Raw genomic sequence first — 12,338 nt, forward strand, 5'->3', positions numbered from 1 at the left:
GCATCGGCGTCAGCATCAGCATCACCGTCGTCAGCGTTGGATCCGCCGCCGGAAAGTGCGGCTGCCCCGCCGGCGAGAAGGCCCAGGCCTGCCAAACCCATCAGTGAGGATCCACTCACGCCGCCCCCGATAAGGTGATCGACAGAGGCAATTTCGGAGAACTGAAAATCGGCGAGACCTGCGGTGTGATCTCCAAACCACAGATCTCCGCTCGGATCCTCAAGAACCAGGTCGCTTTTGGCACCGTCACTTTCGATATAGAAATTCTCTATTCGAACCACGCGCCCGTCGTGCAGCTTCAAGAGAAGGTGATTGCCATCGCGGGTGAAGCTTTCTACCGCGCTGGGGGGGATTTTCAGGGTGACGACGCTTGGCGCGTCCAAAGCTATAGCGTCAAGAGCCGCGGTTCTCTCGCTTCCGGTGCCTTTAACTGAAATTACAGCTGCCACGAGATCACCTCTGTCAACAATGTTGCCCTAAATCAATTCTAATTCAATAAATAACCTGAAATAAAATTAGTGTAGACAAAATCCGTTTCAAAAAGAAATACGGGGATATATATGATCGTGAGAATATTGATAAAGGGAAAAAATCACGCAACATCAAATAGATAATAAAATTAGCTTTATAACCTTTTCAGAGATTCATTGTTTTCGATTCATTGATTTGGTTATTAAAAATATAAATATAAAAAGAGAAATATATAAGGCGTCAAAACTCTAGGTTGATTTGTCATTGCAAGGATCGCCAGATCTCTGCAGGTATGTCGCGAAAAACTGCTCCCGCAGTGGTAGATCCCCGCGAATCACTTGAACAAGCGCGGGCTAGCTTCTCCCGGGGGCGAGCGCGGAAGAAAAGACAGATGCGTCACGGGGCGTATGCAACTGCAAAGCCCCTAAAGGCGAACGCCGTGCAGTCTCTCGCCCTCCAGATTAAGGTAGTGGCGCAGCAGCCCTGTTTGAAAAGCGCAGTCCACGTTCAGTTTTTGCAAGTCGTAACGGATATTTGCAGCTTCAAAACGGGCGGCGTGAAATTCCTGGTCGGCGTTGAGAAGATCGAGAAGCGTTCGCGTGCCCAGGTCCAGATACTGTTTGCGATAAAGGTCGCGTGTCTGCTTCATCATCGCTTCACGCGAGGCTATGGATGCGAGCAATTGTCGATAGCTGGCGATCTGCCCGTTGGCCTCAAGCAGCTTGCCTTCGACCTCGACCCGCACACGATCGCGCGCCTGCGATGAAGCGCGCAAGGCCAGGTTGGCGGCGCGGTTGCGGGCGGCGTTTTCGCCGCCGTTGTAAAGGCTGCCCTTTACATTCAGGCCGATATTGTATTCGGGATCGCTATCGTCAAGTTCCAGGAGATCGGCGCCGACACTGGCCTCCAGCGAGAAGGTGGGGAGGCCCTCTGCCTTGCTTAGATCGACTTGCGCTGTCGCCGCCGTCCGTTCGGCGTCTGCCTGCATGATCGCGGGTATCCGCGACCAGTCCGGCTTATCGACCGAGCAGGCCTCGCTGAGCCATTTCGGCGCCGTCCCAGACACAGGCGTCCCAGACATGGCCGTTCCGGCCCCGGTAGCTCCGGTCAAAGTGCCGAGCCTGCTCCGCCAGCGTCGCGCCTGGGCTTCGATTTCAAGTTGCTTTGCGCGTGCCGCCTGTACCCTTGCCTCGGCTTGAAGCTGATCGGAACGCGTACTGGCGCCCTTGTCGGTGCGGGCGCGCACGAGGTCGAGAATGGCGCGGGTGTCGCGCACCTGGTCCTGGGCAATCCCGCCCAGCGCCTGGTTGCGCTGCACTTCAGTGACAGCCAGAGCGGCGTCGCGGATCAATTCATCCACCCGCAACAGCACTTGAGATCTGCGACCCTCAACACCGGCTCGCTCAACCTTTATCTTATGGTCGACCTTGCCGAAATCGTAAACCATCTGCGATGCGGACAGGTTGACCGTCGGCTTGTACCCGCTTTCATCCGCGTCGCTGCCATAAGAGGAATTCACGCCCCAGTTCACCCGCGGCAGATAGCCCGCACGCGCCTGTGCCACAATCTCGTTCTGCTGGTTCAGGCGCTCGACCGTTTCCTTCACCGAAGGGTGCCAGGTCAACGCACGGCGTACCATTGCCTCAAGCCCCGAGGGGCTCTTTTCGCCACGGGGCCTGGGAGAAAACTGGCGCTCCGTGCTCTGCTCGTCCTGAACAGACGGTGCTTCATTCGCCGGGCTCGGCGCCTCGGGCGTCCTTGTGATCGATCCGGTTATTTCACTGCTCGGCTGTACGGCGAGCTCCCCGGCGGGCTGTGTTGTCGGCGTGCTCGTGCATCCGCAAAGCAGCGCCATCAGCGCGCAGCCGAACGCGAGATACAATTCGTCGAGCTGACGCATTCACAACTCCGAACATTGTGAGCAAACGCAAAGCGGGCTGCCAACGCGGAACTTGTCGGAACGGTCGATTACCGATCACGGCAGACATGTGATGCACACGATGCGCCGATGATGGTTAACCAATGGTTACCGGGGAAACCCGGCTAAGTTTCACATGTCAGCGGGCATAGCGCGAAGCGGCGGCAGACGACAGTGGACGTGGGAACGCGTTCTGGTCGCCTGCAGGTGAGGCCGGATCCACGCGGGGGAGGGCCCTGCAAGCACCGGCCCATGCGCTGCGCAAATGCCTGCGGCGTTGCGGCAAGCGCAACAAGAGTGCAGAGAATCAACATTCCGGGCGTTTGTGCAGGCGCTTGAATTTGCTTGGGAAAGAATTTGGCTGGGGAACCTGGATTCGAACCAGGACTAACGGAGTCAGAGTCCGTGGGTCTACCGTTAACCTATTCCCCAGCGTGCGGCGCTGGCCGCTTTCGCCACGCTATTTAGCGATATGAGTTTTATAGTCAAGGGCGGATACGGATTCAATTCGAGGAACGGCAATTTTCTCGACCGCGCGAAGATGATTGCATTTCCGGCGAAGACCACTCTTGGTGAAACCAGCTATGGCTGATACTCTGGCATCAACTAAACGGAATGAGCTGCATGCTGCGCCCTGAAGGGCTTGCGCGGCGGCGAAGGAATAGCGGTGGAAAACCACGACCATGGCGGGGTCTCCCCGTTAGACAGGGTCGTCCGGGATGCCGCGTCGGATGGGGGCTCCTCCCCCGGCTTCGACGATCGGTCGGCCGGACAGCCTGCTCTTGTGGGCGAAACGAATGTTTTGCCCAAGCGAAAAAAAACGCGCAGGAAAAGGGCCTCACGCTCTCGCGCCGCGCCGCATCGTGCATCGGACGATGCCTCAGAAGAGGCATTCAATGGTGATGCCTCCAAAGGTGATGCCTCGCATTTGCGCAAAGACGATCCTGAACATGTGCGGGTCCGGGACGGGCAAGCGCATGGGGATGGAACGTCGCGACCGGAGGAAAATTCCCCGAAAAGAAAGCGCCGAAAGCGTCGCCGGCGCCGTGCATTCGTGCGTGAGGCGGTGGCTGAGACAACCGCCAAAGAGACGCCACCTCAAGCTGAAGCGGGAAAGTCGAGCCGCTCTCAACCGGCAAGGCGGCGCGAATCAGAGCAGGAAGGCCAGCGCACGTCTTATGCGGCGCTTGATCTTGGCACGAACAATTGCCGACTGCTGGTCGCCGTTCCAACCAGACCCGGACATTTTCGTGTTGTGGACGCTTTCTCGCGGATTGTACGCCTTGGAGAAGGGCTCAGCCGTGAAGGCCGGCTTAGCGAAGCAGCGATGGACAGAGCTGTCAGTGCTCTTGGCATTTGTGCCGAAAAACTGGGGCATCGAAAGCCCCGGCGTATGCGGTTGATCGCGACGGAAGCCTGCCGTTCGGCCGAAAACGGCGAAGCCTTCATAGAGCGCGTGAAGCACGAGACCGGGCTCACACTTGAAATCATCGACCGGCAGACGGAAGCACGGCTGGCCGTCGCTGGCTGCAGCACGCTGGTGGAACGTGGAACGGAGGGCGTGGTTCTATTCGACATCGGCGGCGGTTCGTCCGAGATTGCTTTGGTGGATATCTCCCGCCACCGCACACCGCGGCTTGCTGATCACATCGTTGCGTGGACCTCGCTGCCTGTGGGCGTGGTTTCGCTTGCAGAGCGTTTCGGCGGTCATCATGTGACGCGTGAAAGCTTTCTGGCAATGGTGGACGCGGTGAGTGAAATGCTTGACCGTTTTGACGATGGCGGACGTCTTTCCAGGATCGCTGCCGGGGGGCGATTTCATTTGATAGGCACCTCCGGAACGGTCACGACGCTTGCCGGCGTTCACCTGGGCCTGGCACGCTACGATCGCCGGCAGGTCGACGGGCTCTGGATGGAGCGGGACAATGTGGACCGCATGATAGAGACGCTGCTTTCATGGGATTTCGAACAGCGCAAGGCCAATCCCTGCATTGGTGCGGATCGCGCTGATCTCGTGCTCGCCGGTTGTGCAATCCTCGAGGCGATCCGCCGGCGCTGGCCCTCGGAGCGGTTGCGGGTGGCGGACCGTGGCCTGCGCGAAGGCATGTTGAACGAAATGATGGCCGCTGATGGCGCGTGGCGTCGCCGGCGGCAGACGGGACGAGGCAAATGAGGTTGTGCGGATGAGCAGGAAACCGGCCAAGACGGGCGGCGGCGCTCGTGCGCTCAAAACACGGGTCAAGAAAAAGCGCGGGCTGAAAAATTCGTCCCGCCGCTGGCTCGAGCGGCATCTGAACGACCCCTATGTGCATCGCGCACAGGCTGAGGGAATGCGCTCGCGCGCGGCCTACAAGCTGACGGAAATCGACGACCGCCACAAGCTGCTCTTTCCCGGCGCGCGGGTGATCGATCTGGGTGCCGCTCCGGGAGGCTGGTGCCAGGTTGCGGCCGAGCGGGTGGGGTCCACACCTGAAAACCCGCTCGTCGTTGGCATAGACTATCTGGGCATGGATGCGGTGCCCGGCGCTGTTGTTCTCGAGATGGATTTTCTCGACGATGATGCACCAGAGCGCCTTCTCGAGACGCTCGGCGAGGCGCCGGACCTCGTCATCTCCGACATGGCTGCGCCGACCACAGGACACCGCCAGACCGACCATTTGCGCACCATGCATCTGTGCGAGACAGCGGCGGATTTCGCGCTTTCCGTCCTGAAACCGGGCGGGCATTTTCTGGCGAAGACCTTCCAGGGTGGCGCCGAAACCGGCTTGCTCGATCAACTGAAGCGCAATTTCAAGTCCGTCCACCATGTGAAGCCGCAGGCCTCGCGAGCCGAATCGGTGGAGCTCTACCTTCTCGCCAAGGGGTTCAAGGGACGCTCCGAAGAACGTTCCGAAGAGGATCTGTAAGTCCTCTCTTCATTCGCCGGCCGGAGTCGGCTCTTCGACCCTGCCGCGCCTCTTGGTATGACCTGAAACGCGGCTCCCTGCTTCTGGTGGCAGGGAAAGGAACGGGATGGCAGCCATGGCGGAAAGCGCGGCCACGATCAGAAAGGCGCTGACAAAGGCGTCCATGCCCAGCTCTGTGCCGGTGATGAAGGCGGACGCCTCGAGAATGCCGCCGCCGACCGCCACGCCCAGAGCAATGCTGACCTGCTGAGCCGCCGCGGAAATGGTTGAAGCCTGACTTGCCTCACGGTCCCCCAGCTCGGCGAAAACGAGTGCATTGGCCGAGGTGAAGAATAGAGAGCGCAGCAGACCCGAACCGATGAGCACGACGATGATGATCCAGTGCGGTGTCGTCGGCGTGAACAATGCGTTGACGGCAATGCTCGCCCCGCCAAGCACGGAGGCGGCGACCAGAACGACCCGAAAACCGCCGAGCCGCAGCGCGGTGGTGGCGATAAATTTCATTGCAATTGCGCCAAACGCCGATGCGAAGGTGAGGAGGCCCGATTGAAAGGGTGTCAGGCCGAACACCACCTGAAACATGAGCGGTAGCAGAAAGGGCACCGCACCGACCCCGATGCGAAAGAGCGAGCCGCCGAGGATTGCCGAGCGGAACGCGCGATTTGCAAAGAGGCGGAGATTGAGAATGGGGGCAGGGGTGTGGAGTGCATGGCGGATGTAGGAAGCCGTGGCCAGGACACCGAGCACCACCGTCACCACGCCGACGATGGGGGGCAATGCCGGCAGGCTGATGACGGAGAGACCAAACACAAGCCCCGATGCGCCGATGCTGCAAAGCAGAAATCCGGAGAGGTCCAGAGGCCCGGTCTCCTCGCGGGCAAAGTCAGGCAGAACATGGCCAGAAAGGACAATGCCCAAAAGCCCGATCGGGACATTGATCAGGAAGATCCAGTGCCAGGAAAAATAGGTGGTGACGAAGCCGCCGAGCGGCGGGCCGGCGATCGGACCGATCAGAGCAGGGACGGTTAGCCAGGCCATGGCTTTCACAAGCTGTTCTCGCGGCACGGCGCGCACGAGAACAAGGCGGCCAACCGGGGTCATCATTGCGCCGCCCATGCCCTGCAGAAATCGTGAGAGCACGAAAGCAGCAAGCGAATTGGAAAAAGCGCAGGCGATCGACCCGAGCACGAAAACTGCGATCGCAATGCGGAAGACCTTCTTTGCCCCAAAACGGTCAGCCATGAAGCCGCTGATCGGGATGAAGATGGCGAGCGAAACGAGATAGCTTGTCAGGGCGAGTTTCAACGTCACAGGACTGGTGCCGATGTCGGCAGCGATGGCCGGAAGCGATGTGGCGATGACGGTTGAATCCATCTGCTCCATGAAGAGCGCGACGGCGAGTATGAGCGGTAGCGTGCGGTTCAAGGCATTCTGTCCCTGTGCCGGTCTGCCGGGTGGGGCTGGGAGGGAAACTTTAGGCAGGCCGGATCAGCATGCGGGCTATAGCATGGGGCGTATCGCTTGTCCTGTGGCAGAGGCGGTGCTGTGTTGGTGCTGTCATGTTGTGTGGATGAAACATTCCGCCCTCATAGAGTGAGACCTCCTTTTCAAGCCGGCGCTTCCGTGGTACCAGCCAGCGCCAATCCTGAAAGGGAATCACACAAGCGAGGCCGTGCCATTTTATGGCGGGGTCGCGCGTCCTCTTATTCCAAAGGGTCGGCCATGGCGAAAATCATCGAAACAGCAACCGGCGCCCAGGCGCTTACATTCGACGACGTGCTCCTGCAGCCAGGCCATTCCGAGGTGATGCCCGGTCAGACGGATGTGCGCACGCGTATCGCTGGCGACATCGATCTCAACATCCCGATTCTATCGGCGGCAATGGACACGGTGACGGAAGCGCGCCTTGCGATTGCCATGGCCCAGGCAGGCGGCATCGGCGTCATTCATCGCAATCTCTCCCCGGCCGAGCAGGCCGAAGAGGTGCGGCAGGTAAAGAAGTTTGAGTCCGGCATGGTGGTGAATCCGATCACCATAGGCCCCGATGCAACGCTGGCCGAAGCGCAGGCGCTGATGCGGGCGCACGGCATTTCAGGCATCCCGGTGGTGGAAAACGGTGGCGCAGGTGGGCATACCACCGGACGCCTGGCCGGCATCCTGACCAACCGCGACGTGCGTTTTGCCTCCGATCCCGAGCAGCCGGTGCGCGAACTGATGACCCATCAGAACCTTGTGACGGTCAAGGACGGCGTGGCGCAGGACGAGGCAAAGCGGCTTCTGCACCAACACCGCATTGAAAAGCTTCTGGTGGTCGATGATGCGGGCAACTGCGTGGGGCTGATCACGGTGAAGGATATCGAGAAGTCGCAGCTCAATCCTCATGCCTCGAAAGATGCCCAGGGGCGGCTTCGCGCTGCAGCGGCAACCAGTGTTGGCGATGATGGCTTCGAACGCGCCGAGCGCCTGATCGATGCGGGTGTGGACCTTCTGGTGATCGACACCGCCCATGGTCATTCTCAGCGCGTGCTCGACGCCGTGGCGCGCGCCAAGAAGCTGTCAAACACCGTGCGCATCATCGCGGGCAATGTGGCAACGGCCGATGGCACCAAGGCATTGATCGATGCGGGAGCCGATGGCGTCAAGATCGGCATCGGGCCGGGCTCCATCTGCACCACCCGCATTGTCGCCGGTGTCGGCGTGCCGCAGCTCTCGGCCATCATGTCCGCGGTTGAGGTCGCCGACAGGGAAGGTATCTCGCTGATCGCGGACGGCGGCATCAAATTCTCCGGCGATCTGGCGAAGGCGCTTGCCGCCGGTGCCTCGGCGGTTATGGTCGGTTCACTTCTGGCGGGCACCGATGAGAGCCCGGGGGAGGTCTACCTGCATCAGGGGCGTTCCTTCAAAGCCTATCGCGGCATGGGTTCGGTCGGAGCGATGGCGCGCGGTTCGGCCGACCGCTATTTCCAGGCCGAGGTGCGTGATACGCTGAAGCTTGTTCCTGAGGGTATCGAGGGGCAGGTGCCTTACAAGGGGCCTGCCAGTGGTGTTCTTCATCAGCTCACCGGTGGATTGAAGGCCGCCATGGGATATGTTGGTGCTGCCAATCTGGCGGAGTTTCGTGAGCGGGCGACCTTTGTGCGCATTTCGGGAGCAGGCCTTCGCGAAAGCCACGCGCATGATGTCACAATCACACGCGAAAGCCCGAACTATCCCGGTGGCGCGTAGCGCAGCCGGTTCAGCATTTTGCGAGAAAGGGCCGTCAGGCCCTTTTTTGTCAGGTGCGTTCCATCAAGGTCGTTTTGGCAATGATCCCCGCAAGAACGGCGCCGACAAAGGGCGCGGTGATGAATAGCCAGAGCTGGTTCATCTCGCGTGCGCCCGAGAACAGGGCCGGCCCTATGGAACGTGCGGGATTGACCGAGGTCCCGGTCGCCGGGATCAGGCAAAGGTGAATTGCTGTGAGTGTGAGGCCGATAACAATGCCGGAGAGCGGTGTCCGGTGTTTTTTCGCGGTTACCCCAAGGATCACAGTAACGAAGATAAAGGTGCCCAGGGCCTCCAGCGCAAAGGCCGTCGGCATCGGATATAGTCCCGCTCCATCCCAGCCATTGGCTGCCCGTGACACAGGCGCGACGGCATCGGAACCTTTTGCCATGCTCCAGAGTGTCGCAGCCGCAAGAGCGGCCCCTGCCGTCTGCGCAATCATGTAGGGCAATACGTCTTTGAGACGCATGCGACCGGCCAGAAAAACGCCAGCGGTCACAGCCGGGTTAAGATGAGCTCCCGAGACGGGACCTATGGCATATGCCATGGCAATCACCGCAACCCCAAACGAAATGGCAATACCCAGGCCACCCAGTGGCAAGAGATTTCCAAACCCGCCAACCGTCACGCTGGCGCATCCCAGAAAGACCAGGCAAAACGTTCCAAAGCACTCGGCGACGTAAGCTTTCATGGTTTTATCCTTGCGTTTAGGCCACCCTTGCCAAGCGTCTCCGTTTCGATGCTGATGGTGAAATCAGGAATCGAGACGGGAATCCGCGAAAACGGGAAGGGAACGACATGTCTCAACACGCAATTTTCTGGCCGATTCTCGCTCATGTCGTGCTCGTCTACGCCATGTATGTGCTGATCGGTCTCCGGCGGAAGAAAGCCGTGCAAACGGGAAGCGCGCGCGTTTCCCAGTTCAGGGAGAACCGCGAGGAACCGCCTGAAAGCCTGTTTGTGCGGAATAATCTGGCCAATCAGTTCGAGCTGCCCGTGCTCTTCCATTCAGGTTGCCTGGCCCTGTTTGTGCTTGAGGGAGCAGTGCCGGTCGCGATCTGGCTCGCATGGGTGTTTGTGCTCTCCCGCTACGCACACGCCTATGTGCATGTGACATCAAACAGGATCCGGTATCGGCAGCCATTGTTCGTGCTGGGATTTCTGGCGCTGGGCGCCATGTGGGTGATTCTCGCGCTGAAACTGTGGAATGCCGGATGACGTTCAGGCGCGGGCGAGCAGCGCCTGGTGTGCTTCCAGAACAGTCTCGCGCAACGCCGCAAAGTCGTTTCTGCGTGGGTTGGACTTCCGGCCTGCAAGGCATATGCTGCGGGAAGGGCTGGGGTCGAGAAACGGCAGCACGCTGACGGACGGCAAGAGGTTCGCCGAAGCGCGCGCCATTTGCGGAATGAGGGTCACCCCCATCCCATGCGACACCATGTGCAAAAGCGTCGTCAGGCTGGTTGCTCCGAAGGTCTCCATCGTTACGGGTTTGACGCGCCCGCAGATTTCGAGAGCCTGGCCGCGCATGCAATGGCCGTCTTCCAGAAGCATCAACCGTTCCAGTGCCATGCTCTCCTGCGCCACGGGCGGGGCTATCCGCGCGGCATCGCCGGTCGGCACTGCAAGGTAGAACGGATCTTCAAAAAGAATGTCCGGTGCAAGGCGCGTGTCGTCGATGGGGTCGGCGGCGATCATCGCGTCGAGGCGACCCGTCGCCGTGTCTTCGGCCAGGGCGTTGGTGACGGCCTCACGTACCTCAAGACGCAGCAGCGGGAATCTTTGCTTGAGGAGGGGCAAAAGCTCAGGAAGCAGATAGGGTGCAATGGTGGGGATCACTCCCAGCCGGAAGCGGCCTTCGAGCGCCTTGCGCTCCCTGCGCGCCTCACCTTCCAGATCGCGAACTTCGGCCAGAATGCGCGCCACGCGCGGAAGAAGAGACTGAGCTTCGGCGGTGAGACGCACGGCGCCGCTGCCACGCTCGAAAAGTTTGAAGCCGAGCTGGGCTTCCATTTCGGAAATCTGTGCGGAGAGCGCGGGCTGCGTGACGCCACAGCTCGTCGCGGCGCGTCCGAAATGCAGCGTTTCGGCCAGACGCTCGAAATACTGCATCTGTCTGATGGTCAGGCGTATCATAACTTTAAATTATCGCATCGAACATCAAAGACAATTGGAATTTATCAAAAGGCCTCGATACCTTGGAACCGTTCCAAGCCGCGCCGCAGGTGAGACCGGCAGCCGGGCAAAACCGGAAAGCAAGCAAGGGAGTTTTTTCATGGCTGACAAACCCACGATGACCACGTCTGCTGGCGCGCCCGTCAGCGACAACCAGAACACCGTGACCGCGGGTGAGCGGGGCCCGGTTCTGCTTCAGGACTACCAGCTCATCGAAAAGCTTGCACATCAGAACCGCGAACGCATTCCCGAGCGCGTGGTTCATGCCAAGGGCTGGGGCGCGCATGGCGTTTTGAAGATCACCGGTGACATTTCGAAGTACACGATTGCCAAGGCGCTTCAGCCGGGCGCGGAAACGCCGATGCTCGCGCGCTTCTCCACCGTTGCCGGCGAACAGGGTGCCGCAGACGCCGAGCGCGATGTGCGCGGCTTTGCGCTGAAATTCTACACCGAGGAGGGCAACTGGGACCTCGTTGGCAACAACACGCCCGTGTTCTTCGTCCGTGATCCGCTCAAGTTCCCCGATTTCATCCACACGCAGAAGCGTCATCCGCGCACCAATATGCGCTCGCCCACGGCCATGTGGGATTTCTGGTCGCTCTCACCGGAGAGCCTGCATCAGGTGACGATCCTGATGTCGGATCGCGGTCTGCCGACTGCGCCCATGTTCATGAATGGCTATGGCTCACACACCTATTCGTTCTGGAACGACAAGGGCGAGCGGTTCTGGGTCAAATTCCATTTCAAGACCATGCAGGGCCACAAGCACCACACCAATGCGGAGGCAGAGCAGGTGGTGGGCAAGACCCGCGAGAGCTATCAGGAGGCGCTTTACGGCGCGATCGAGAACGGCGAGTTCCCGAAGTGGAAGGTGCAGGTGCAGATCATGCCCGAGGCCGATGCGGAGAAGACCTCCTACAATCCGTTCGACCTCACCAAGGTGTGGCCGCATGCGGAATATCCGCCGATCGACATTGGCGTGATGGAGCTGAACCGCAATCCGGACAATTACTTCACCGAGATCGAGAACGCCGCGTTCTCGCCCTCCAACATCGTTCCGGGCATCAGCTACTCGCCCGACAAGATGCTTCAGGCGCGCATCTTCTCCTATGCGGACGCGCACCGCTACAGGCTTGGAACGCATTACGAGACAATTCCGGTCAATCAGCCGAAATGCCCGGTGCATCACTATCATCGCGATGGCGAGATGAACACGTTCGGCGGCATCAAGACAGGCAATCCCGATGCCTATTACGAGCCGAACTCCTTCGGTGGCCCGGTGGAAAACCCGGCAGCCAAGGAACCTCCCCTGAAGATTTCGGGCGACGCGGACCGTTACAATCATCGCATCGGCAATGACGATTACAGTCAGCCGCGTGCGCTGTTTAACCTCTTTGACGAGGGGCAGAAGAACCGGCTGTTCTCCAACATTGCGGCTGCGATGGATGGCGTGCCCGGCGAGATCATCGAGCGACAGCTCGCGCATTTCGACAAGGTTCATCCCGATTACGGCAACGGCGTGCGCAAGGCGCTCAAGGAAGCGCACGGCTACGAGCCCAATGCCGTGCCCGTGACGGGCAATACGCCGCAGCGGGCTGCCGAATAGG

Annotated in this window: 11 protein-coding genes and 1 tRNA gene; 5 read left to right on the forward strand and 7 right to left on the reverse strand. The window is 60.0% G+C overall.

Going from position 1 to position 12,338, the window contains the following annotated elements:
• The 4 genes from HF949_RS07575 to HF949_RS07590 form a co-directional block, all read right to left on the reverse strand.
• Positions 1-449: BapA/Bap/LapF family prefix-like domain-containing protein (locus tag HF949_RS07575; protein ID WP_292899543.1), on the reverse strand; the 449-nt coding region annotated here is incomplete at its 3' end.
• Positions 450-895: 446 nt separating this feature from the next.
• Entirely contained in the window at positions 896-2,371 is a 1,476-nt protein-coding gene (locus tag HF949_RS07580) for a TolC family protein (RefSeq protein ID WP_292899545.1), read from the reverse strand.
• 376 nt (positions 2,372-2,747) lie between these two features.
• Positions 2,748-2,821: transfer RNA gene (locus tag HF949_RS07585), tRNA-Gln, on the reverse strand.
• Between the two features lie 28 nt (positions 2,822-2,849).
• Positions 2,850-3,074, reverse strand: a complete 225-nt coding sequence (locus tag HF949_RS07590; protein ID WP_292899547.1) for a hypothetical protein — start codon at positions 3,072-3,074, stop codon at positions 2,850-2,852.
• On the opposite strand from HF949_RS07590, the gene HF949_RS07595 reads away from it, so the two are divergent.
• Together HF949_RS07595 and HF949_RS07600 are read left to right on the forward strand one after the other, a co-directional pair.
• Entirely contained in the window at positions 3,057-4,562 is a 1,506-nt protein-coding gene (locus HF949_RS07595; RefSeq protein WP_441338391.1) for a Ppx/GppA phosphatase family protein, read from the forward strand. The genes HF949_RS07590 and HF949_RS07595 overlap by 18 nt on opposite strands.
• 10 nt (positions 4,563-4,572) lie before the next feature.
• Positions 4,573-5,295: an RlmE family RNA methyltransferase gene (locus HF949_RS07600; protein ID WP_292899549.1), complete on the forward strand. Its 723-nt coding sequence runs from the start codon at positions 4,573-4,575 to the stop codon at positions 5,293-5,295.
• A gap of 9 nt (positions 5,296-5,304) precedes the next feature.
• On the opposite strand, the gene HF949_RS07605 is transcribed toward HF949_RS07600, so the two are convergent.
• The gene (locus HF949_RS07605; RefSeq protein WP_292899551.1) at positions 5,305-6,720 is read right to left on the reverse strand and encodes a DHA2 family efflux MFS transporter permease subunit; all 1,416 of its coding nucleotides are present in this window, start codon (positions 6,718-6,720) and stop codon (positions 5,305-5,307) included.
• A gap of 297 nt (positions 6,721-7,017) precedes the next feature.
• Here HF949_RS07605 and guaB point away from each other — a divergent pair, with 297 nt between their 5' ends.
• Positions 7,018-8,520 carry an IMP dehydrogenase gene (gene guaB / locus HF949_RS07610; protein WP_292899553.1) on the forward strand — a complete coding sequence of 501 codons (1,503 nt, stop codon included), beginning with the start codon at positions 7,018-7,020 and terminating at the stop codon, positions 8,518-8,520.
• A gap of 49 nt (positions 8,521-8,569) precedes the next feature.
• Here the strand turns inward: guaB and HF949_RS07615 are convergent, their stop codons facing one another.
• Entirely contained in the window at positions 8,570-9,250 is a 681-nt protein-coding gene (locus HF949_RS07615; RefSeq protein WP_292899555.1) for an MIP/aquaporin family protein, read from the reverse strand.
• Between the two features lie 107 nt (positions 9,251-9,357).
• On the opposite strand from HF949_RS07615, the gene HF949_RS07620 reads away from it, so the two are divergent.
• Entirely contained in the window at positions 9,358-9,777 is a 420-nt protein-coding gene (locus tag HF949_RS07620) for an MAPEG family protein (RefSeq protein ID WP_292899557.1), read from the forward strand.
• 3 nt (positions 9,778-9,780) lie between these two features.
• Here the strand turns inward: HF949_RS07620 and HF949_RS07625 are convergent, their stop codons facing one another.
• The gene (locus tag HF949_RS07625) at positions 9,781-10,692 is read right to left on the reverse strand and encodes a hydrogen peroxide-inducible genes activator (protein WP_292899559.1); all 912 of its coding nucleotides are present in this window, start codon (positions 10,690-10,692) and stop codon (positions 9,781-9,783) included.
• 139 nt (positions 10,693-10,831) lie between these two features.
• On the opposite strand from HF949_RS07625, the gene katA reads away from it, so the two are divergent.
• Entirely contained in the window at positions 10,832-12,337 is a 1,506-nt protein-coding gene (gene katA / locus HF949_RS07630) for a catalase KatA (RefSeq protein ID WP_292899561.1), read from the forward strand.
• Position 12,338 lies beyond the last annotated feature (1 nt).

The sequence above is a fragment of the Nitratireductor sp. genome (assembly GCF_017794765.1).
In the GTDB taxonomy this organism is placed as follows: Bacteria; Pseudomonadota; Alphaproteobacteria; order Rhizobiales; family Rhizobiaceae; genus Nitratireductor.

Coding starts and splice junctions, on each gene's coding strand:
- katA (WP_292899561.1), top strand. CDS start 10,832: ATGGCTGACAAACCCACGATGACCACGTCTGCTGGCGCGCCCGTCAGC.
- guaB (WP_292899553.1), top strand. CDS start 7,018: ATGGCGAAAATCATCGAAACAGCAACCGGCGCCCAGGCGCTTACATTC.
- HF949_RS07625 (WP_292899559.1), bottom strand. CDS start 10,692: ATGATACGCCTGACCATCAGACAGATGCAGTATTTCGAGCGTCTGGCC.
- HF949_RS07600 (WP_292899549.1), top strand. CDS start 4,573: ATGAGCAGGAAACCGGCCAAGACGGGCGGCGGCGCTCGTGCGCTCAAA.
- HF949_RS07580 (WP_292899545.1), bottom strand. CDS start 2,371: ATGCGTCAGCTCGACGAATTGTATCTCGCGTTCGGCTGCGCGCTGATG.
- HF949_RS07620 (WP_292899557.1), top strand. CDS start 9,358: ATGTCTCAACACGCAATTTTCTGGCCGATTCTCGCTCATGTCGTGCTC.
- HF949_RS07590 (WP_292899547.1), bottom strand. CDS start 3,074: ATGGTCGTGGTTTTCCACCGCTATTCCTTCGCCGCCGCGCAAGCCCTT.
- HF949_RS07615 (WP_292899555.1), bottom strand. CDS start 9,250: ATGAAAGCTTACGTCGCCGAGTGCTTTGGAACGTTTTGCCTGGTCTTT.